The following is a 21,158-nucleotide window of genomic DNA, read 5'->3' on the forward strand; positions in this document are numbered from 1 at the left end:
AGAGATGGCGATAGCAGTAAGTCATGGCAACACCGTACCTGATGGCTCACGTGTTGCACTTGGTCATTGAGACCGCCTAGTTTATGCTTCACCAGAAATTTAGCTCAACATGTTAGCTCCGTTCCCAACCCGCAACATCTAGCATTAACACCCGCTTCATGTTATCACCGATTACAAAAAGGTCGCGTACCGGGTCACAATTCTTCAACCTCAAGATGGATTAATGGAATGGGATGCAACGCTTGGAATCACCCTGCAAACTGTAGATGCGGTTGGGGAGGTGACGGTCATAAAGGGAAAAGCCCAGGTGGCTGGAAAGCACTTCATTCGCACGAGCTGAACTCAAATGAGAAAAAACACTCTCGACCTGAAACATTGAACCATAAAACAACTTGCCCGATGTGTGGAAGCGACGTATTTTTCATAAGGCACAATGGCGGTTCTGTTTGGTTAGACCTTCCACTGTCTTACCCATGGTATAAACATGCTTGTTTTGATAGCGAAACAGAAAGTTCTGGTAGAAGGAATTTTTTAGCACAAACTATTGACGAGAGGAAGCACAGAACAAGTTCAACAGAGCTATTCACCATCATTCAAGCAACAACATTTCCAAGGTCAACGACTACAAATATAAAAGGCTGGCTAGCAGGGGAAAATATTTACTCCCTAACAGTTACAGGCGATGCACGAATATTGGCGGGTGAGCTTTGCTTTATTGATATATCTACGAAAGAGCTTTGGAGTGAAAAGAAGCCAAGCATTAAGTTCAGCATGCAAGGAAGCATGGCCAGAATTAGCCGAGAAATATATTTCGAGCAGCAAACTATTGAATTTAATAAACACCAAAAACCCCAGAGTAGCGCCCTGATAAACTGTAACATTTGCGACGTCGCACTCAACCCTAAAAATCTAGAAAAACATCTTCTCAAAGCACATTCGGCAGCAGCCATAACTTTTAACGGAAGAATAACAGGCCTACTCCTGAAAGATAGCACACAAAATGTGACGAAACCTAGAAAGCCTGAAATATTAAAAAAGCTAAGAAAAGAAGAATTAAATTGCACGACAGAAGAGGCTAAAACTATCTTAGAAAGAGCAACCAAAGAATTAGAAGGCTGCAACGAATGGGTAAAACTATCTGACGTCGGCGCGTGGATTAACAAAAACGTATCATCTTTTAGCGTCAAAAACTTTGGGTTCAAAAAAATGTCACAACTGGTCGAATCTCTGGATGGATTCGAGACGACTAAAAAGCCACAGCCAAAAAACCCAAGTGCGGTAGAAATATATATAAAAACCCTTAAAAACTCGGCTTTATAAAGAACTTTTTCAAGTAGACACACCAGTATTCCGCTAGGCCTGTTCTCGGCGGATATAAAAATTCACAAAAACTATTAAGCGTTTAATTCCTCCCGCTAAGCTTCGGTATGTCGCATCGAATCGGCGGGAAATTGTTCCAGCTCGACCGCCAGACCGAAGAAGCCCTGCACCGGCAGCTTCTCCCCGCGGCGGCTGACGACCACCGCGGCGATGAGGGCCGGTCGCATCAAGCTCTCCGATGCCTGGGCCACACTGATACCTGTCAAGGCCTACTACGTCCCAGCCAATAGCCAGGTTTTCGGGAATGATGGGCAAAGGCGATAACGACGGTTTCTTCCGGCAACTCAATCGCGACAACGTCAAACGGGAAGCGCTCCAAGATCAGCCGCTTTGCACCAGTTTCGCCAGCTTCTTTCGGGAGAGGTGATAATGGAATGGAGTTTTCTTCAATAACGTCGATGGCGGCTTCAACGACAACGAAAAACTCTGCTCCGAGTCCGGGTTGCTCGTATTCGTACCAAGCTGCAGCCTCCATCGCTTCCTGAGAGGCTTCTTCGAGTATTCTTACTGTTCGCACTTACTAGCCCAGTCTCGCCCGCATCTTGGTTCGGAATTCTTCGCGACTCAACATTGTGCCCTTGCCGCTTTTGGCCTTGGATGTACGGCGAACGATTTCCTCGTTCCAGGCTTGCTCAACGGAGTCGTCACGGGGGCCATCCAGGCTCATGATGAGTTCGCGAGCCAACGCCGCACGTTCCGACTCGGAGAGAGTCGAAATCTGGGAGCGTAGGTGATCCAGCGTTTCGGTAGTCATGACGCCTCCACGAGTAGCGATAAAGTTATGCTATGCCGTCTGAAAAGCCCTAACAAGGCCAGTCACGGCAACGGCATTGCGGTTTCGCAATTATGACGCAGCCGCGCGTGCTCAGTGGCATTATATTCACCTCGCCTGATCTTTCCGTTTAAGAGGCCACCTACTTTCCCGTTAGGGAAAATAAAAGCGCCATCAGCCCGCCTTTTGGTTATCTTTCCCTATCGGGAAAATTCTGTGCGTTAGCTTACTGTTTTGCATAAATTATCCCTATTGGGAAAATTCGTCTATGCTGGCTTTTCGTCGACCCGTTCTTCTTGCCGTGAAAGGCTCAAGCATGCCCTCACCCCATGCGGTTCCCATCCACAATGCCAAGACACTCGGGCAGTTGATTCGTCGTACGCGCAAGCAACAGGGGTTGAATCTTGAAACCCTCGCGGGCCTTTGCGGGTTGAGCATCCGCTTTCTAAGTGAGCTGGAAAACGGCCGCGAGTCCTGCGGCTTGGGCCGCATATTGATCGTGCTCGATACGTTGGGCATCGAGCTGTCCGCTAGCCCGCCGGACGAGACCGAGTCATGACATTACCGGATTCGCTAAACGTATGGCGTGGCACGCAGCGCGTAGGAGCCTTGTGGCGCGGCGGTGATGGCCGACTGATGGGCTTCGAGTACGACGATGCCTGGCGACAAGACGGGCACGCCATTTCACACAGCCTGCCACTGAGCCAGAAGGCTTGGCAGCCCGAGGATCTGATCGCGCATCACTGGTTCGCGAATTTATTGCCCGAAGAGCAGGCCCGAGCGGCGCTGATCAAGCGCCTTGGCATTCCGGATGATGACTTCTCGCTACTGGCCGCCATCGGCGGTGACTGCGCCGGTGCGCTGACGATCCTCCCGATCGGTCAAACGCCGCCGACAAGAGCCCCATCGTTCCCAACGGATGACGACTACCGCGAGTTGCCGCTTGATCGGCTCGCGCAATGGGCCGGTGCTCGTGAGCGGTATGCGCTGATGGGCGACGGCGACCCGGCCAGGCGCCCTCGTCTCTCGCTGGCCGGCGCGCAGGACAAGATTCCGTTGCGGCTGTGGGACGATACGCTCTACTTACCTTCGGGCGTCGAGCCCTCTACCCATATTCTGAAATTCGCCGTCGAAGGGCGTGAGCAAGTCATCCTGAATGAGCTTTATCTGAACAACCTGGCGCGCTTGGGAGGGCTGGCCTGCCCGGCGACCACGATGGCTTATGCCGGCCGTCATCCTTACTTGATCGTCGAACGCTATGATCGTTTGGGTATTGAGAGCGCGCATGTCGAACGTGTCCATCAGGAGGATCTGTGTCAGGCCATGGGGCTGTCGCGCAACCAGAAATATCAGGCTTACGGTGGCCCGCGTTTCGGAGAGATCGTGCAAGCAGTCCGCGAAGCCTGCCGCCCCTCGGCGACTTCCATCCAGCAGCTGCTCCGCTGGCAGATATTCAATGTCCTGGTCGGCAACAGCGATGGCCACGCCAAGAACGTGTCCTTATTGCAGGACGCTCGTGGCCGTTGGCAGATCGCTCCAGTCTATGACCTCGTTGGTACCATCGTGCTCGGTTACGACCCGGATCTAGCCTTCTCGATCGGCGAGCAGTTCAATTCGATGCAGCTGCTACCGCGCGATTGGCAGGCTTTTGCCGAGGAGTGCCGTTTCAGTTATCCGTTCGTGAAGCGCCAGATTCAGGAAATGATTGCCACGCTCACCGATCTGGCCGATTCCTCCACGCTTCAGCAGCAGCTGCAGCAAGCGGGCCTCGAAGATAAAGGCTGGACGAGGTTGCAGCAGCAGCGTCAACACATCCAAAAGCAGTGCCGCCGCGCCGAGCGCTGGTAGTGCCTGTCAGCAAAATTCGGGACATCAACTCTTGCTTCCGACGCTTCACCTCGAGGCGAGGTTTTACTTCTACGGTTTGTACGAAAAGTCGGCGAGCGAAGACAAGACAAGACAAGACAAAGCAAAAATCGGCGAAGACGGACCGGGCTGGCGCACCAGTTTACGGGGTGTAAATGAGCATCTCGAGCCGATTTTTAACGCCGTATTGCCGAGCGCAGACAGTTTCCGTACAAAGCTTAGGCGACTTGACCCGAACGCCGGCACGGTAGTGTGATGAGCGCCACCGTCAGCCACGCTGACAATCCACATTTCCGCCCGTCCGCGCCAGTTTCATGGCTCCACGAAAGATAACGTCCCATGCGAAAGATACTGCTCGTCGACAACGGTTCCCTGCGCCCTCAGGCGACGCTCAATCTGCGTCGTCTTGCCGATGCCTTGAGCCAGGCCACGGGCGAGGCGGTCGAGGCCGCATCGCTGCTGCACTCCTTCAAGATTCCGCCCGAGGCGCTCGGCGGGCGCAAGGCCGTCACGGTGGGGCCACTGGCCGAGCGCTACGCAGCGGAGGGCGGCACGGAACTGATCATACTGCCCTTCTTCTTCGGCCCCAGTCAGGCATTGACCCGCTATCTGCCGGAGCGTCTGGCCGAGGTGCAGGCCAGCTATCCGCAGCTCTCGGTGAAGGTCGCCCCGCCGCTGGTCGACACGCTGCTGGCGCCGGACTTGCGCCTGGCGCAACTGCTGGCAGACAACGTGCGCGAGCGCATGACCGACCTGTCGCGACCGAAGGTCGTGCTGGTCGATCACGGCAGCCCGATTCCGGAGGTCACGGCGGTGCGCAACTATCTCGCCGGGCAACTGAGCGCGCTGCTGGCCAATGAGGTCGACTGCGTCACTTTCGCTTCCATGGAGCGCCGTGACGGCGACGCCTACCGATTCAACGAGCCATTGCTGGAAGATCTGCTGGCGTCGACCGAGTTGGCTGACGGCGATGTGGTCCTGTCCATGCTGTTTCTTTCCCCCGGCCGTCACGCTGGCGAAGGCGGCGATATTGCCGAGATCTGCGCGCAGGCGATGTCACGCGCCCCCGGCCTGAATGTCGTGACGACCCGGCTGGTGGGCGAGAACGACGCCATCCTGGAACTCCTCGCCACTCGCCTACGGCAAGCGCTGGCCGGTGGGCCGCTACTGACAGAACTGCCGGCGATCGGCGCCAAGGAGGCATGACCCGCGCTTCGGCTTGGGTCGGCATTTGACCTCGAAGGCTAATTCATCGCTGCCAGCACCCGCTCGAACTCCTCCCGCCAGGCCTCGGCATGCTTTGCCGGATCGGCGGGAAATCTCCCCAGTTCCACCGCGAGATCGAAGAAGCCTTGCGCGGGCAGCCCTTCCCCGCGCCGGCTGACGACCAGCGCAGCGATGAAGGGTCGGTCGTGCTGGGCATCCTCGCGCATCAGGTTCTCCAGTGCCTGAGCCACGCGCTGAATGGTGCGCGGTGGTTGCAGCGCCAACGCCTCGGCGAGTTGCTGGTAGGTCAGCGGCAGGGTTTCGCGAGGCACTGTCTCGAGGTAGTGGCGAACCTGCGCGGGCAATGAGGAGTTGTCTGCCATGCTGCCCTCAGGCGTTGGGATCGAAGAGCTTCACTTCGCGAATGTCGACTCGCTCCCAGACCCGGCCGGTCATGTAGGGCTCGGTTTCGAGCCAGGCGTCGAGATCGGCGCGGTCGTCGAAACGAAAATGCGTGTTGGAACCGATCATCTTGCCGTCATCGTTCAGGATCGCCCCGCCACTGAGAAACTTCCCCTGCCTGACGAGCTCACGAACCCCTGCCAGATGCGCTTCGCGATGGGCCAGCCGGCGCTCGAGCGCTTCATCGTCCGTGTAGTCATAGGCCACTACGGCGTACTGTTTCATGCGGTGCTCCTGTCGTTTCGTGGTTCATCGAAGACGACTCGCATCATGCGTCAGCCCGCCTGAAGAGACAATCCGCCTCCCGATCGCACGGTCAGCGCCCGGCAATGGGGTCGTTCCCCGCTTGGACCGGATATCGGAACGTGACTATCTTGAGAACTGAGGTCGAAAATCGAGGTGGATAATCGGGCTTCGAATCGGGGCTCAGGAAGAAAATCCCAAGGAGGGAATATAATGACGACCGATAACGTGACTAGACCGAACGAGGATGTCGTCGACATCCTGACGACCGATCACCGAGAGATGACGGAGCTGCTGGCCCGGGCGACGCAGACTCAAGATGTCGAGCAACGCCGGGATCTGGTCGAAACGGCAATAGCAGAAGTGATGCGTCATGCCGTTGCCGAAGAGATGTACGTCTACCCGGTGATGGAAAAGGATCTGCCGGGCGGCAAGGAAGAGGTCGAGCATGACAAGCAGGAACATGACGAGATCGTGCAGGTGATGAAGAAGCTGGAAGAGGCCGATGCTGCCGATCCGGCGTTCATGGAGCTGGTGCAGGAACTGGACAAGCAGCTGCGTCACCACGCCGATGACGAGGAGTCCGACCAGTTTCCCAAACTGCGCGCTCACCTCTCCAGTGAACAACTCGTGGAAATGGGCGACAAGGTGCAAAAGGCCAAGCACCTGGCGCCGACTCGCCCTCACCCCAGCGCACCGCACTCCGAGCTGTTTCATAAAAGTGTCGGGCCAGGCGTCGGCATGATCGACCGGCTCCGTGACAAGCTCACGGGACGCCACACCGGCTAGACTCGCCGCCCGCAAATCGCGACCTTGCTACTGCCCCGGACCATGCCGATCCGGGGCTTTTGTAGTCATATCTTGTCGTTACGGATGGCATTCGCCCCCTATTCGAAGCTCGGTGGGCGAGTCGTTCGCGTCGTTTCTTGCCGTGCCATGCCGTGCTGGATCGGGTCGATACCAGCGCGGGATCACGGCCGTCGGCTGTACAATCCTTCTCGACACCGTTCAACGACATGAAGAGGCCAGATTCCATGATCGATCTTCGCAGCGATACCGTCACCCGGCCAAGCCAGGAGATGCGTCAGGTGATGTTCGATGCGCCAGTGGGCGATGACGTATGGGGCGACGACCCGAGCGTGGCCCATCTGGAAACCTATATCGCCGAGCGTACCGGCAAGGCGGCGGCGCTGTTCTTCCCTTCCGGCACGCAGAGCAACCTGGTGGCGCTGTTGAGCCACTGCCAGCGCGGCGACGAGTACATCGTCGGCCAGCAGGCGCACACCTATCGCATGGAAGGCGGCGGCGCGGCGGTGCTGGGCGGGATCCAGCCGCAGCCGATCGAGAATGAAGCGGATGGCACACTGCCGCTGGCGAAGATCGAGGCGGCGGTGAAACCGATCGACCCGCACTTTGCCCGCACGCGCCTGCTGACGCTGGAAAATACTTTCCACGGCCAGGTGCTGGCTGCCGATTATGTCGAAGCGGCCACTGCGCTGGCGCGGCGTCATGGCCTGGCGACCCATCTGGATGGCGCGCGGATCGGCAACGCTGCGGCCGCTACCGGGGCCAGCCTGGAGGCGCTCTGCAGCCCGTTCGATACGATCTCGATCTGCTGCTCGAAGGGGCTGGGCGCACCGGCCGGTTCGGTGCTGGTGGGGCCGGCGGCGTTCATCGAGACGGCACGGCGCTGGCGCAAGGTGGTCGGCGGAGGCATGCGCCAGGTCGGCATGCTGGCAGCGGCGTGCGAATACGCGCTGGAGCATCATCTGGCACCGCTCGCCGAGGATCACGCCAAGGCCGAGCGGCTGGCTGCGGGGCTGGCCGGTATCGACGGCGTCACGGTGACGGCGCAGGCGACCAACATGGTGTTCGTCGAGTTCACTCGCCCGGCGTTCGATCCGGCTCGGCTGCACGCCTGGCTGAAGGAGCGCGACATTCTGGTCGGTGCGCTCTACGCGCCGCGCTTCGTGACCCATCGCGATGTGTCGATGGACGACATCGATCGCGTCGTCGCCGCTTTCGACGAGTACTTCACCGCCTGACCGCCCGGCTCAGTCGAGCCGGGTGGATGAAGAATTGTTCGGCCGGGTCGGCGTCGAGGAAGCGCCCGGGTTCGGTGCCGCGTTCGGCGCCGCCTGGGGGCCGCCGTCGCCGGCGGGCGCATTCGGATCGCAGGTACGGCGGGCGGTGGAAATGGTCGAACCGCCATCGTTGCCCCGGCAGATCGAACCACCGCCGCTGGGCAGCCGCTCGCGGGTTTCCCGTGGGTAGATCAGGTTGGGGCTGACATTGATGTCCATGTGCCTGGGCACGTAGTCGGCACGGCCATCGCGGTCGTTGTCCGGCAGTCTCACGCGGTGGCCGGTCTGAGGATCGACCACCGTGACGCCATCGGCAACGGCGGGCGCGCTGCCCAGCGCCGTGCCGGCAATCGCCAGCGCGAGACAGGTGACGGCCAGTGTGCGGCGACGGCTGACGGGCATGATAGAGATGCGCATGATCCACCTCCGGGTGGGTATCTCACCTACGGGAATGCTGCCTGCGCCCGGCGTCAGCCGGGCATGACGTTCCATGGACATAGTGTAGCGCTCGCCGCGGGATACGTGATGCGTTCAGGGTGCGGATTCGCGGGTCCGGGAGAGCCACTCCCACAGCGCGGCGGCTGCCGGGCGCAACTGGCGGCGGCTGGGCCGGACCAGCCAGAACGCTTCGTCCGTCGCCATGTCGAGCTCGAACGGCGCGACCAGATCGCGGCTGGCTTCGAGCAGGCGGCGATGGGAAAGCGCGACGCCGCCGTAGGAGGCTAGCGCCAGCGTCGTCACGTGGGTGTCGCAGATCATCGCCTGGCAGCGATGCTCGAGCCCGGCGACGCCCGCCTCGGCCAGCCAGCGCGGCCAGCCGGCAGCGAACCCCGCGGCATGCAGCAGCGTCCTGCCCGCCAGATCTTCCGGCGTATGCAGTTCCGCCGCCAGCGCGGCGGAGCAGACCGGCAACAGCCGCTCTTCCCCCAGACATTCGGCAGTGACGTCGTTCCACTCGCCGTCTCCGTAGCGAATCTCCAGATCGGCCCCTTCCGCCCCGAAGTCGTCCGCCCAGATCGCGCTGACCAGCCGCAGGGTGATCTCCGGGTGCATCTGCTGGAATCGCATCAATCTCGGCGCCAGCCAGGTCTGCTGCATTGCCGGCGTCGCCCGCAGCGTCACCGGCGCGCCGGGGCTGGGGCCGAAGACTTCCGACGTGCCCTCGGCCAGGCGGGTGAACGCGCCCTGAACGCTGGGCAACCAGGCCTGCCCCGCCGGCGTCAGCGCCAGGCTACGCGGATAGCGCACGAACAACGACTGGCCGACGCGATCTTCCAGCAGCCGGATGCGCTGGCTGATCGCCGACTGGGTGACGCCGAGTTCTCGGCCGGCCTCGGTGAAGCTCAGCGTTCTCGCCGCCGCTTCGAACGCCTGCAGCCACAATACCGGGGGGAGTTCGGACATGGTTTTCGTCGGCGCCCTCTTCAGAATGAATCTCGTCAGAATGGATCTCGGATCTGGTGGTCCGTACGTCTAGCGGTGGTTCGTAAGTCTAATAGCCAAAGTCGGCCATTAGCTCAGCTTGGCCTTTGCGGTCAGATTAATCGTTTGTCATGTCTCGGCGCAATCCGCATCCTTGTGACACTCATCTACACACGTTGTTAACAAAGATGGCGCTGTCAGCCATCGAGGAAGTGCCTTTTGTCATCCGGAAACGCCTTTAACGAGACCCATGCCCATCGCGGTGATCAACCCATCGACATGGCCGAACTGCGCCGCTACCGCCAGGGCGCCGGCGCGCCGGCCGCCGAGCTCGAGAGCGCAGTCGGGCAGGCGCGTCGAGTGACGCTGAGCTGGTCGGATGGTCGGTCCGGCCAGTTTCCGCTGATGTGGCTGCGCGATCACTGCGCCTGCGACCAGTGCCGCCACCCGATGACGCGCGAACGCCTCTACAAGCTGCTCGACGATCCGCTGTGGGAGCGCTTCGAGGGAGACGAGGCGCTGGCGTCGCTCGAGTTCGATGCGCGCTCCCTGACGCTGGTCTGGCAGGACGGCCACGTGTCGCGCTTCGATGCCGGCTGGCTCTATCAGCGCTGCCCCGGCGAGGAGCTGGCGACACTGCTGCCCACCCCGACGCCGTGGCGCGCGGGCTTCGCCCCCGAGCACGTCGAACATGCCGATTTTGTCGGCGACAGCGAGGGCCGCAGCCGCTGGGTCAGCGCCCTGTTGCGCGATGGCCTGGTCATGCTCGACCGGGGGCCATGCGAACTGGAAGAAGTTTCACGCATTGCCGAGAGCATCGGCCCGATGCGCTCGACCAACTTCGGTGGCCGGTTCGACGTGCGTTCGGTCCCCAACCCGAACAACGCGGCCTACACCGCGATCGGGCTCGAGCTGCACACCGACCTGCCCAACTGGCGGCAGCCGCCGGACATCCAGTTGCTCTACTGCCTCGAGAACGATGCCGAGGGCGGCGAATCCAGCTTTGCCGACGGCTTTGCGGCCGCCGAGATCCTGCGCGCCGAGAAGCCGGACGCGTTCCGGGTGCTGTCGGAGACGCCCATCGACTTCCGCTTCCAGGACGACGGCCACGATATCGCCGTGCGCGAGCCGGTCATCGATCTCGATGCCGAAGGCCGCCCCCGCGAGATCCGCTTCAACAACTGGATTCGCGACACGCTGAGCCTGCCGCTGGATCGGATCGAGGCCTGGTACGACGCCTACCGCGCCTTCTGGCAGATTCTGCGCCGCCCGGAGGGGCGCGTGGAGCTGACGCTCGCCCCCGGCCAGATGGTCGCCTTCGACAACCGCCGCGTGCTGCACGGTCGCAACGCCTTCGACCCCAACACCGGCAAGCGCCATCTCCAGGGTACCTATCTCGATCTGGACATGTTGCAATCACATCTACGAGTGCTGTCGCGGTGAACCGACGCGCGGCACGACGTTGATACGAGCCGCCCGAGGTCGTGAACTTCATGACCGGGCGGCTTTTCTGCGTGTATCCCGGTGCATTTCCGCCAGGCTGTCCGCCTTCGCGGAACGGGATACGCCAATTGAGGGAACGACAGGAGACAACAAATGAAACGACCGATGACGATTTCCGCCCTGACGCTGACCACCGGCTTGATCGCAGGAACCGGTTTCGCCCTGATGGGCACGAGCGCCGCCATGGCGGCAGACCAGCAGGTCAACTTCGGCGTGCCGTCCTGGCCCGGCATCACGGTGAAGACCGAGATCGCCCGGCAGTTGCTGGCGCCGCTGGGCTATGAAGGCAAGACGCAGGACATCGGCCTGCAGGTGATCTATCAGGGGCTCGATACCGGCGACGTGGATGTCTTCCTGGGCGCCTGGCTGCCGGCGCAGAACCCGATGCTGGAGCCGCTGGAAGCCGACGGCAGCATTACCCGCCTGGCGACCAACGTGACCGGCGCGCAGATGACGCTGGCCGTGCCGGACTACGTCTACGATAGCGGCATCACCTCCTTCGCCGATCTCGATGCCCATCGCGACGAGTTCCGGGGCGAGATCTACGGCTTCGGCGCCGGTTCCGCCGCCAGCGAAATCCTCAACAAGGCGATCGATGAAGACGCCTGGGGGCTGGGCGACTGGACGCTGGTCGATACCAGCACGGTCGGCATGCTGAGCGCCGCCAAGAGCCACATCACCAACGAAGAGCCCATCGTCTGGGTCGGCTGGACACCGCACTGGATGAACCTCGAACTCCCCATGCGCTATCTCAGCGATTCCAAGAACCTGTTCGGCGAAGGCAACGGCGCCAGCGACGTGCGCACGTTGATGGCGAGCGACTATGCCGATGCTCATCCGAATCTGGTGACCTTCTTCAATCAGTTCTCGTTCTCTGCCGAGGAGCAGAGCTGGATGATCAAGCAGTACGGACAGGAAGAGAAGCCGATGGAAGAGGTCGCCAAGGCGTGGATCGAGCAGCATCCCGAGCGCGTGGAAAAGATGCTGGAAGGCGTGAAGACCCAGGGCGGCGATCCCGCATGGCCTGAAGTCGAGAAGTCTTTCTCCTTCTGAAGTCGAGAAGACTGGCTCCTTCTGAATCCAGGCGCCGGCATCGAGACGCGAGACGGAAACGGCGCTAGCAAAAAACCGTTACAAATTCATGCCGATTTTTTTGCCGTCTCTCGGAACTAACGGAACACCCGGCACTCTGAGTAGGTGTTCCCTTGAATGATCCCTTACTTGCCCACCATCCCCTGGTGGGCATTTTTTTGTCCGCGATTGGCGCCCGCCCCGGTCGACCGCCTCATCCGGTAGCCGCCTTCAGGGCAGCGCAGGCACGCGGCCGGCCATTTCCGCGGTCATGAAGTCGACGAACTGCCGGATCCGTGCGCTCTCCCGGGCCCGTTCGCTGTAGAGCAGATGGAAGTCCGCGCGGATTCCCCGCCACTGGGGCAGCAGGGCCACCAGCTCGCCGCTCGCCAGATGCTCGTGAACATCCCACCAGGAGCGCAGCAGCACGCCGTGGCCGTCCAGTGCCATCCGCGTCATGGCTTCGGCGTCGTTGCTGGCAAGCCGGCCCTGAACCCGAATGGCGCGCTGGAGCCGCGTGCCATCGGTGGCCTCGAACCGCCACAGCGAATAGTCGGTATCGTTTTCCCGCACGATCAGGCAGCGATGACGGGCCAGGTCTTCCAGCCGTTCGAGCCGGGGCGCCTGCGCCAGATAACCGGGAGCGGCGCAGAGTATCCGACGATTGGCGAGCAGCCGCCGGGCGATCCAGCGCGAATCCGGCGGGTCGCCAACACGAATGTTGATATCGAAGCCCTGCTCGTCGAGTCCCACCGGAAAGCTGGTCAGCTCCAGCAGCAGTTCCAGCCGCGGGTGGCGCTCGGCAAAGCGCGAGATCAACGGCGCCACGTGTCGGCGGCCGAAGCCGAAGGTGGCGTTGATTCGCAGCCGCCCCGAGAGCATGGCGTCCTGGTCTCCCAGCGAGTTTTCCAGATCGCTTAGATCATCGAGGATCATCGCCCCGCGCCGCAGGTAGCGCTCCCCTTCCGCCGTCAGCGCCAGGCGCCGCGTCGTTCTCGCCGCCAGCGATACGCCCAGCCGCGCCTCCATTTGCTGCAGCCGCTTGCTCACCGCCGACAAGGAAAGCCCGAGCTCCCGGGCGGCGCCCGTCAGGCTGCCGGCCTGGGCGATGCGCTGGAAGAAAGCGAGATCATCGATCGAAGCCACCGTATTCTCCACTTCAAGGCAAGAGTCGATTCAATTCTACCCGGATTATCCCGCGTCAGTCAGTGGCTACACTGATGCTAAAGCTAGCCAGAAGCCCATTCACCGAGGCCAAGCCAATGTTCGACGGATTTCGGGAGTTCGACATCGATGTAGAGGACGGCATCGCCATTCATGGCGTAGTCGGCGGTGAAGGTCCGCCGTTGTTGCTGCTCCACGGCCATCCCCAGACGCATGTCATCTGGCATCGCATCGCACCGCGTCTCGCCACACGCTACACCGTGATCGCGACCGATCTGCGCGGATACGGCGATTCCAGCAAGCCCGAGGGCGACGAGCAGCACCTCAACTACAGCAAACGGAGGATGGCGCAGGATCAGGTCGCGGTCATGCAGGCGTTGGGTTTCGAGCGATTTTTCCTCTGCGGCCACGATCGTGGCGGGCGGGTCGCGCACCGGCTGGCACTGGACCATGCAGAACGGGTCGAAAAATTGATGGTGCTGGATATCGCGCCGACCTTGGCGATGTACGAAGCCACCGACCTCGATTTCGCGACTGCCTACTGGCACTGGTTCTTCCTGATTCAGCCCAGGCCGCTACCGGAATCCTGGATCGAAGCGGCGCCCGCCGATTATGTCACCCGGATCATGGGGGGCCGTCACGCCGGGCTGGGGCCATTCGATCCCCGAGCCATCGCCGAGTATCAACGCTGCCTGGCACTCCCCGGCGCGGCTCACAGCCTGTGTGAAGACTACCGCGCTTCTCGAACAATCGATCTGGAACACGATCGCGCCGACCGCGATGCCAGCCGGCATCTTCGGATGCCGCTGAGGGTATGGTGGGGCGAATTCGGCACCATCGAACGCTGCTTCGACGCCCTCGCCGAATGGCAGGCGGTCTCCCAAGACAGTGTCGAGGGTGGCACCCTGCCCTGCGGCCACTATCTTCCCGAGGAAGCGCCGGATGCGGTCTTCCAACAAATCACCGACTTCATGAGGTAAGTCATCCATGGCCCCGAACAAGACTCACAAGATTGCCGTCATCCCCGGCGACGGCATCGGTACCGAGGTGGTGCCGGAAGGCCTGCGTGCGCTGGAGGCGGCTGCCAAACGCTTCGATATCGATCTCGAGTTCGAGCACTTCGAGTTCGGCAGCTGCGACTACTATCTGGAACACGGCAAGATGCTGCCGGACGACTGGTTCGAGACGCTTTCACGCTTCGATGCGATCTTCTACGGCGCGGTGGGCTGGCCGGACAAGGTGCCGGATCATGTCTCGCTGTGGGGCTCGCTTTTGCAGTTCCGGCGCCATTTCGACCAGTACATCAACCTGCGGCCGTGCCGCCTGATGCCGGGGATCAAGAGCCCGCTGGCCGACCGCGAGCCCGGCGATATCGACTTCTACGTGGTGCGCGAGAACACCGAGGGCGAGTATTCGAGCATCGGCGGCAAGATCTTCGAAGGCACCGACCGCGAGACGGTGATGCAGGAGACGGTGATGACCCGCACCGGGGTCGACCGGGTGCTGAAATACGCCTTCGAACTGGCCCAGAGCCGGCCGCGCAAGAAGCTGACCTCGGCGACCAAATCCAACGGTATCTCGATCACCATGCCGTACTGGGACGAGCGCGTGAAGGCGATGGCGAAAGGCTATCCGGACGTCAGCGTCGATCAGTTCCATATCGATATCCTGACCGCCAACTTCGTGCTGCATCCGGACTGGTTCGACGTCGTCGTCGCCAGCAACCTCTTCGGCGACATTCTTTCCGATCTCGGCCCGGCCTGTACCGGCACCATCGGCGTCGCGCCATCGGCCAACATCAACCCGGAAGGCAAGTTCCCGAGCCTGTTCGAACCCGTCCACGGCAGCGCGCCGGACATCGCCGGCAAGGGCATCGCCAACCCCATCGGCCAGATCTGGTGCGGCGCGATGATGCTCGAACATCTCGGCTACAAGGAAGCCGGCGACGCGATGGTCAGCGCCATCGAGACCGTGCTGGCAAGCGACGACAAGTCCGCGCTGACGCCGGACCTGAAAGGCCAGGGCACGACCCGCAGCCTGGGCGAGAAGATCGCCGCGGCCATCGGTTGAAACGAAACGGCGACGGCGATCCATATCGCCGTCGCCGTTGCACAAGCATCATGCCGACCGGGGCTGTAGGCCCCAGACTCCAGCTCGGGTCGTGTTCAGGAGCCGGCGTACTCGGCCACGGCAGAACGGCTCTGGACGCCACGGTGGACCGGTTCGCCGAACTGTGCCGACAGCGACCCGACGATATCGCGATAGAACGATTGCAGTTCCGGCTTCAGCGCCCCTTCCGCCTGGTGCTGGTCGATGTAGTAAGCCGCACGGACGCCGTTGAACTGCTGAATGTTGCCGACTCGCAGAAATACCAGCCCGAATCGCCCCAGCAGCCTGGCCAGCCTCGGCTCCATCAGTGCCAGCGCATGGCGGCGCTCCATCAGACCGATCATCACGGTCGAGGCCAGATAGACGGAAACGCCCAGCAGCGAAGCCACCTTGTAGTCGTTGTCGGTGCGCGGGTAGATCGGCCCTTCGTTCTCGGCTACGGGATCCGGCATCGACTGCCGCTTTCGGTAACGCCCCAGAATGGCGGCGCGCGAAACCTCGCAGGTCAAATCCCGGGGAAGGAGATCCGGATTCAGTTCGGCATGGCAGAATTCACCGCGCGAGTTCGATTCGATCGGCAGTTCACGAAGCCCGTGACCGGAGCCGGGGTAGATGACGCGGATGCAGGCGACGGGTTCCTGCGTCGCACGGTGGCGGATGAAGCAGTGCAGCGCCGAGCGATCGAATTCGTCATATTCCAGCTGCCGCTCGGGCTCCCCCGGCATGACATGACCGAACTCGGACGTATAGACCTGATAGCGCAAGTGATAGACGTACCGTTTATCGGCTTCCGAGGTTGCCAATACGAATTCGAACTGCTGATGAAACTGATCGTACAGACTCATCCCAATGTCCCGTGTTCAAGCCAATGTCCCGTATTCAAGCGAGCGTCGTCAGTCATCAAGGCTTTCGCTAAAAGGTCGGGGCTTACCCAACCAGTATCCCTGTATATAATCCACGCCGTACTCTTTCAAAATATTATAAACAGGTTCCCGATCGACGAATTCCGCGACGGTCTTTTTGCCGAACCCTTTCGCGATCTCGACGATGGCCTTGACGATCATTTGACTACGTTTATTTTCCGGCAGGTCCCGAATAAAGGAACCGTCGATCTTGATGTAATCAATGGGCAGCTGGTCCAGATAGTAGAAACTGCTGAAACCGACGCCGAAGTCGTCCAGGGCTATTGCACATCCCAGGTCCCGAATGTTCTGCAGGATGCAGCGAGCCGTGGCGAAGTCGGTGACCGCAGCGGTTTCCGTGACTTCGATGACCAGCCGATGGGCGGAGACGCCGCTCATCTTCAGCGCATTTTCGAGGAACCCCGTCAGCGCTTCATCGTGCAATGACTGGCCCGATACGTTGAGGGCCAGCCGCCGATCGGAGTCGCCCCAGGACCCCATCATTTTCAAGCTTTCCGAGATGACCCAGCGATCGATACTGACGATCTGGCCGCTACGCTCCGCCACCGGTATGAACGATCCCGGCGAAACGATCTCGCCCGTATCGGAGGAACGCATGCGCAGCAGGACCTCGTGATGCTTCACCTTCAGACCGTCGACACTCGCAATGGGCTGGCCCCAGAGTTCGAAGCCCTCATGCTCCAGTGCGTGGCGAATGCGCTCTTCCCAGTAGACCCGTTCCTGCAGCACCTCTTTGTCCGCCTGCGCCGACAAAAGATGCCATCGCTGCGCCGGATCTTCCTTGGCCCGATACATGGCGAAATCGGCACTCGCCATCAATTCCTTGGGTGTGGCGCCATGATCCGGATACAAAGCGATACCTATACTCGCAACGGCCCTGTGCTTCTGTCCATCCACATCGAGACTGATTTTTTCCAGACTCTGGGTAATGATATTTGCCAATATGACGGCCTGCTCGGCGGAGGCATTTTCCATCAAAATGGCAAATTCATCGCCGCCTAACCGGGCAATCGTGCCGGCATGACTGAGTTGTCTCTGGAACATCTCGGAAACGAGCACCAATAGATCGTCTCCCGCCTGATGACCGCCCAGTTCATTGATTTCCTTGAAGCGATCCAGATCCATGTAGAGCATGGCACCATGCATGTCACGAACGACGGCATGCGCCAGTACGCCCTCGAAATAGCTTCGATTGTAGAGCGCTGTAAGAGGGTCTCGATTCGCCAGCCAGGAAATTCTCTGCGCCGCACTTTTTCGGTCGGTAATGTCCAGCCCTACGGATATCGTTGCGGGTTTGCCATCGGCCCAGGTATTCAGCGGCGTATGGTGCCAGGCAATCGTTCGACGCGTTCCTTTCAGGGTGACCAGGTCACTCTCCTGCTGCCCACTATGAAACTCTCTTGCGAAGGGCTGAAACGTCTTCGCAAAGGAGCCGCCTACCAGTCTGGATTCGGACGCATCGAGCATGTCCGCGGCGTAGCGATTCGCCATCAATATCTCGTCGCCACCATGGACGACGACCAGAACCTGGGCGGTATTCATCAAGCCGCTGACGAGATCCCGTTCACGCTCCAGCTCCACGACCTGCTGCTCGAGCAACTCTCCGCGGGCAGTGACTTCGCCTTTCAGCCGCTCCAGCTGGTAGGAGAGCTCGACGGCAGTATCCGCGAGGACATCGATTTCATCCTTGGGCTTTCCTTCGGAATGACGCGATACCTGCGATCTCAGTTCCGCGAATTTTCCTCTCGCCAGCCCGGGGAGGGCCTGACTCAGCGTTCGTATTCGAAGCGTGGGTTTCCATAAAAGGAAGAGCAGGAAAGCCTCGGAACACAACCATCCCGCCAGGGCAACGAAGAACACCATTCCTGTGGTTTCCCGAATGCCCTCCAACTGCGCGGTGACGTCCTCGACGGAGACGAAATAGCCTGAACGGTTGGCGCTGCCCGCTTCTCCGCTTTCGAGGGGAATGATGCTCGTCTCGTACTGGCGCCCGCCGTATTCGATATCTTCCGGGCTGGCGATCAGGGCCTCGATCGATACCCGGCGCGAGATCTCCTTGAGGACCGGCAGCACGATATCCTGATGCGTCAGCGCCAGGGAATAGGAGTCCCATTCGGGTATGACGCGCTCCGAATTACCGTGGGTTGCCCCGCTTTCTTGCCGAGTGAGCAGCGCGATATCGTCTCCCGAGCTCCTCTGGAAATAACTCATCACATCCACGAGCGATCGGGACACCATCAATACGCCGGCATTTTCCCCCTGGACGAGAATGGGCACCGCCGCAAACTGAAGGCAGGAGCCGGCACACAGCAGGAGATCCTGCGGCTGTTCCGACTCGACGACTTTCGACAGCCATGCCCGGGACGGCCGTTTATCGTTACCGTTGTTGTCTTCGCCATAGACGGCTAGAAGCTCGCCGTCCAGGCCGAAGATGACCAGCTCGTCGATCCCGGCATCCAGCTGCAGCGTAGGCCACTGGTTTCGGAGAGATTCCGCAATCTCGGCCTGGTTCAGCGACAGCAGGGCGTCATTGAGCGATTCAGAAGAAGCCGCGACGGCGGCCAACTGCTTCAACTCGTTGGCAGCACTCTGCAGGGACGTCTCGATCTGGTGGCGCTGTTCGCGCTGGTTGACCTGCTGATGGGTCTGAAACTGCTCCATCAGGCTCTTGTAGCTGATCCACGTGATGAGGACCGCCAGCCCCAGCAGTATCAGGCTGGTCAGCGCGAAAGCCCGCCATTTCAGACTGAGTCGATAGGGACGAGAATCAGGATGTGACATCAGAAACTGAACGAAGTCTGCAGCAACAGCATGTTCCAGTGCTGTTCGGTATTGTCGTCGTCATTGTCCTGCCTCGGCAGCCAGGCCGTACCATTGACATGATGAATTTCCGCTTGAATGTTCCAGTTGGGAGTCACTCGCCAGTGCACGCCCGTCGTCACGTCCTTGGCAAATCGTGAATAGTCCTGTCCTTTACCGGACGCCTCGAAGCGCTCGCCATCCCGGTCGTTTCTGTCGCTGACGGCATAGTCGTATCTCAACAACCATTGCCAGCGGTTGGAGAGCCGGTACAAGTATTGAACATAGACACTTTCTCCATTCACTCTTCCATTGTAGGAAGAGACCGCAAAGTCCTTCAGTTCCTTCCGCTGATATTCGTACTCCGTCGTCAGGCTCCAGTTTTCCGCGTTGTACTGGAAAGACAGAATCATTGGCTGGAAAATGAACTCTCCTTTCGCCTGCCGCTCCTGTCTGGACTGATAATCCGCCCTGACCCGAGCCATGCTCAGTGCCACGTTGATCCGACCGCCGTCATGGGCATAGAGCACTTGTCCGATCGAAGAGAGCTTGCTGTCCAGAGACGGATTATCGGGAGACAGGGAAATCTCGGCGTCGCTATTGACCTGAGGCATGCCGACACCGCCCTGGATATAGAGAGTGCCGTTGGAGAACCGCTCCTCGTTGTAAATGCTCAGCCCATCCGAAGCCAGCCCTAAAGATCGGCTTCTATCGAAGTAGATGGATTGGGGAAGCAGGATGCTGGGGCGTGTCGATGGCGCATCACGCGTCTGGTTATAAAAGCCAAACGGATTCTTGAATCTTCCCAGCTGTATTCCGAATGCTCTTTCTTCATCGGCGATCAGCTGATAATCCACGACGCCGTAGTCCAGCTCAGGCTGCCAGGCGTCTCCGTAGTTGCCGGCTTTCCGGCTCAACACCTGACCGGCAACCAGGACATGGCTGAAGGGACGAAAGGAAGCATTGAGCCCCAGCTCGGTATATTCCAGGCTGCCGCCATCGTCACTGCTGGAACCGAAGAAATCGTTGTGATCGGTCACGATGAGCGCCTGGCTCATGAAGCCATGAACCTGGAAGGTATCCGCCGTTTCCATCGCATGGGCGCCAGCGGCCCCTATCGTGGTTATGGCAGCCTGAGCGGCGATCAAGACACGCTTCAATCTATTCAATATCGAGCACCCGAACCTGATCATTCAGGCTTGATTGTTGGATATAGCCGATGCTGCCAGGTGTGGAGCCGATAGCCTCGAGCATCTCGGTTTCATCGTCGACTTCATTGGGGGCCTGCCCGGTCCCGGAAAACACCGCACGGTCCCAGGCCAGACGAAGCTGGTGCGGATAGACACCCAGTACCTTCTTGGAAAAGTCTTCGTGGACCGGATTGTCGTCGGGTAATACATAGACATGGACGGCTTGTCCGTCTGGCAACGTTCTTTGCCGCATCGCGAATATGGCTCTGAGCGTCTCTAGCGGCAAAGCGGACTGATGCACGGTTCGATTGGCGATAACGAGAGTTGCGGGCTCATCTGCGAGACTGCAGAAAGAGACGAGAGTGAGCATGAGCAACAGACATCCGGTCAACCCCCTCCGCATGCGTCATGACTCCCTGACTCTGCTGCTGTCGTTGAGGTTTTCAAGGATGACCTCCGATCCGAACCCGGTCCCATCTCGGAAATACCGAGCGGCAAAATCTCGGTGCAGCGCTCAGCGTGACTGATCGAAGAGCCTGGCATGTCGATAATCGCATCAAGAGCGATCCCTGAACTTTACAATTGGGCTAATGTGCTTCGAAGTAAGCTGACTTACGATTTCAGTCTCATGGCGTTCCCTGCCACCGTCTTGTGACGGGCGAGCATTCCTTTATCTTCAATTCCTTTATCTTCATGTTCCCCTATTGCCCTATCGGGTAAATATTTTTGCAGCGTAGCATATTGCCATAACTTACCCGCCGACATTGTTAATCGATGATATTTACGGAAACCCGCCAAAAAGATAGGAAACCCAGGAAAATCTCAGATTTGCCTGTTAAATGGGCGAATAAAGGCCAGATAACGTAAAAACCGATCAATAGATAGAAGGCGGTCTCAAGTTCCAAGCGCAACGCTATTGAAGGGTGCTCGGTCCAGCGACTGATTTCTTGAGCACCTCGGCGTA

Annotated in this window: 23 protein-coding genes; 10 read left to right on the forward strand and 13 right to left on the reverse strand. The window is 59.9% G+C overall.

Features of this window, described 5'->3' with window-relative positions; genetic code table 11:
• The first annotated feature begins 228 nt into the window (after positions 1 to 228).
• On the forward strand, positions 229 to 1,320 hold the full coding sequence (locus BC443_RS18250) for an OST-HTH/LOTUS domain-containing protein (RefSeq protein ID WP_083387353.1): 1,092 nt from the start codon (positions 229 to 231) through the stop codon (positions 1,318 to 1,320).
• 95 nt (positions 1,321 to 1,415) lie between these two features.
• On the opposite strand, the gene BC443_RS19235 is transcribed toward BC443_RS18250, so the two are convergent.
• From BC443_RS19235 to BC443_RS19240, 3 genes are read right to left on the reverse strand one after another with little or no spacing between them, the layout of a single operon-like run.
• Positions 1,416 to 1,547 (reverse strand): hypothetical protein, encoded by a 132-nt coding sequence (locus BC443_RS19235; protein ID WP_282097204.1) that lies wholly within the window; start codon positions 1,545 to 1,547, stop codon positions 1,416 to 1,418.
• A gap of 35 nt (positions 1,548 to 1,582) precedes the next feature.
• On the reverse strand, positions 1,583 to 1,897 hold the full coding sequence (locus BC443_RS11535; protein WP_071231993.1) for a hypothetical protein: 315 nt from the start codon (positions 1,895 to 1,897) through the stop codon (positions 1,583 to 1,585).
• A 3-nt stretch (positions 1,898 to 1,900) separates the two neighbouring features.
• Positions 1,901 to 2,134 (reverse strand): addiction module protein, encoded by a 234-nt coding sequence (locus tag BC443_RS19240; protein ID WP_071231994.1) that lies wholly within the window; start codon positions 2,132 to 2,134, stop codon positions 1,901 to 1,903.
• Between the two features lie 286 nt (positions 2,135 to 2,420).
• Here BC443_RS19240 and BC443_RS11545 point away from each other — a divergent pair, with 286 nt between their 5' ends.
• The 3 genes from BC443_RS11545 (at position 2,421) to BC443_RS11555 (ending at position 5,224) form a co-directional block, all read left to right on the forward strand.
• Positions 2,421 to 2,711, forward strand: coding sequence for a helix-turn-helix domain-containing protein (locus BC443_RS11545; RefSeq protein WP_247643267.1), 291 nt, complete (start codon positions 2,421 to 2,423; stop codon positions 2,709 to 2,711).
• On the forward strand, positions 2,708 to 4,000 hold the full coding sequence (locus tag BC443_RS11550; RefSeq protein WP_083387354.1) for a type II toxin-antitoxin system HipA family toxin: 1,293 nt from the start codon (positions 2,708 to 2,710) through the stop codon (positions 3,998 to 4,000). The genes BC443_RS11545 and BC443_RS11550 overlap by 4 nt, the downstream gene beginning before the upstream one ends.
• 357 nt (positions 4,001 to 4,357) lie before the next feature.
• Complete coding sequence (locus BC443_RS11555) at positions 4,358 to 5,224, forward strand: CbiX/SirB N-terminal domain-containing protein (RefSeq protein ID WP_071231997.1); 867 nt, start codon at positions 4,358 to 4,360, stop codon at positions 5,222 to 5,224.
• Between the two features lie 38 nt (positions 5,225 to 5,262).
• Here the strand turns inward: BC443_RS11555 and BC443_RS11560 are convergent, their stop codons facing one another.
• Positions 5,263 to 5,607 carry a hypothetical protein gene (locus BC443_RS11560; protein ID WP_071231998.1) on the reverse strand — a complete coding sequence of 115 codons (345 nt, stop codon included), beginning with the start codon at positions 5,605 to 5,607 and terminating at the stop codon, positions 5,263 to 5,265.
• 7 nt (positions 5,608 to 5,614) lie between these two features.
• Positions 5,615 to 5,911, reverse strand: a complete 297-nt coding sequence (locus tag BC443_RS11565; RefSeq protein ID WP_071231999.1) for a YciI family protein — start codon at positions 5,909 to 5,911, stop codon at positions 5,615 to 5,617.
• A gap of 231 nt (positions 5,912 to 6,142) precedes the next feature.
• Here BC443_RS11565 and BC443_RS11570 point away from each other — a divergent pair, with 231 nt between their 5' ends.
• Positions 6,143 to 6,718 (forward strand): hemerythrin domain-containing protein, encoded by a 576-nt coding sequence (locus BC443_RS11570; RefSeq protein WP_071232000.1) that lies wholly within the window; start codon positions 6,143 to 6,145, stop codon positions 6,716 to 6,718.
• Between the two features lie 245 nt (positions 6,719 to 6,963).
• Positions 6,964 to 7,974 (forward strand): low-specificity L-threonine aldolase, encoded by a 1,011-nt coding sequence (ltaE, locus tag BC443_RS11575; protein ID WP_071232001.1) that lies wholly within the window; start codon positions 6,964 to 6,966, stop codon positions 7,972 to 7,974.
• 9 nt (positions 7,975 to 7,983) lie between these two features.
• On the opposite strand, the gene BC443_RS11580 is transcribed toward ltaE, so the two are convergent.
• The gene (locus tag BC443_RS11580; RefSeq protein WP_071232002.1) at positions 7,984 to 8,430 is read right to left on the reverse strand and encodes a hypothetical protein; all 447 of its coding nucleotides are present in this window, start codon (positions 8,428 to 8,430) and stop codon (positions 7,984 to 7,986) included.
• Positions 8,431 to 8,544: 114 nt separating this feature from the next.
• Positions 8,545 to 9,417 carry a LysR substrate-binding domain-containing protein gene (locus BC443_RS11585; protein ID WP_071232003.1) on the reverse strand — a complete coding sequence of 291 codons (873 nt, stop codon included), beginning with the start codon at positions 9,415 to 9,417 and terminating at the stop codon, positions 8,545 to 8,547.
• A 237-nt stretch (positions 9,418 to 9,654) separates the two neighbouring features.
• Here BC443_RS11585 and BC443_RS11590 point away from each other — a divergent pair, with 237 nt between their 5' ends.
• Both BC443_RS11590 and BC443_RS11595 read left to right on the forward strand, forming a co-directional pair.
• Complete coding sequence (locus tag BC443_RS11590) at positions 9,655 to 10,878, forward strand: TauD/TfdA family dioxygenase (protein WP_247643268.1); 1,224 nt, start codon at positions 9,655 to 9,657, stop codon at positions 10,876 to 10,878.
• Positions 10,879 to 11,103: 225 nt separating this feature from the next.
• Complete coding sequence (locus BC443_RS11595) at positions 11,104 to 11,991, forward strand: ABC transporter substrate-binding protein (RefSeq protein ID WP_139284298.1); 888 nt, start codon at positions 11,104 to 11,106, stop codon at positions 11,989 to 11,991.
• 249 nt (positions 11,992 to 12,240) lie between these two features.
• Here the strand turns inward: BC443_RS11595 and BC443_RS11600 are convergent, their stop codons facing one another.
• The gene (locus BC443_RS11600) at positions 12,241 to 13,155 is read right to left on the reverse strand and encodes a LysR family transcriptional regulator (RefSeq protein ID WP_071232005.1); all 915 of its coding nucleotides are present in this window, start codon (positions 13,153 to 13,155) and stop codon (positions 12,241 to 12,243) included.
• 116 nt (positions 13,156 to 13,271) lie between these two features.
• Between BC443_RS11600 and BC443_RS11605 the strand changes: the two genes are divergently transcribed.
• Together BC443_RS11605 and BC443_RS11610 are read left to right on the forward strand one after the other, a co-directional pair.
• Complete coding sequence (locus BC443_RS11605) at positions 13,272 to 14,153, forward strand: alpha/beta hydrolase (protein WP_083387355.1); 882 nt, start codon at positions 13,272 to 13,274, stop codon at positions 14,151 to 14,153.
• Positions 14,154 to 14,160: 7 nt separating this feature from the next.
• On the forward strand, positions 14,161 to 15,243 hold the full coding sequence (locus BC443_RS11610) for a tartrate dehydrogenase (RefSeq protein WP_071232007.1): 1,083 nt from the start codon (positions 14,161 to 14,163) through the stop codon (positions 15,241 to 15,243).
• Positions 15,244 to 15,338: 95 nt separating this feature from the next.
• On the opposite strand, the gene BC443_RS11615 is transcribed toward BC443_RS11610, so the two are convergent.
• From BC443_RS11615 to BC443_RS18920, 5 genes are all read right to left on the reverse strand, one after another.
• Positions 15,339 to 16,127, reverse strand: a complete 789-nt coding sequence (locus tag BC443_RS11615) for a PEP-CTERM/exosortase system-associated acyltransferase (RefSeq protein ID WP_071232008.1) — start codon at positions 16,125 to 16,127, stop codon at positions 15,339 to 15,341.
• A 48-nt stretch (positions 16,128 to 16,175) separates the two neighbouring features.
• On the reverse strand, positions 16,176 to 18,866 hold the full coding sequence (locus tag BC443_RS11620; RefSeq protein ID WP_247643269.1) for an EAL domain-containing protein: 2,691 nt from the start codon (positions 18,864 to 18,866) through the stop codon (positions 16,176 to 16,178).
• A 119-nt stretch (positions 18,867 to 18,985) separates the two neighbouring features.
• Positions 18,986 to 20,152 (reverse strand): porin family protein, encoded by a 1,167-nt coding sequence (locus BC443_RS11625; RefSeq protein WP_247643270.1) that lies wholly within the window; start codon positions 20,150 to 20,152, stop codon positions 18,986 to 18,988.
• 13 nt (positions 20,153 to 20,165) lie between these two features.
• Positions 20,166 to 20,564: a hypothetical protein gene (locus tag BC443_RS11630; protein ID WP_071232012.1), complete on the reverse strand. Its 399-nt coding sequence runs from the start codon at positions 20,562 to 20,564 to the stop codon at positions 20,166 to 20,168.
• 397 nt (positions 20,565 to 20,961) lie between these two features.
• The coding region (locus BC443_RS18920) for a hypothetical protein (protein WP_210766282.1) at positions 20,962 to 21,158 on the reverse strand (197 nt) is incomplete at its 5' end.

It is taken from the genome of Salinicola sp. MIT1003, from assembly GCF_001858555.1.
In the GTDB taxonomy this organism is placed as follows: domain Bacteria; phylum Pseudomonadota; class Gammaproteobacteria; order Pseudomonadales; family Halomonadaceae; genus Salinicola; species Salinicola salarius.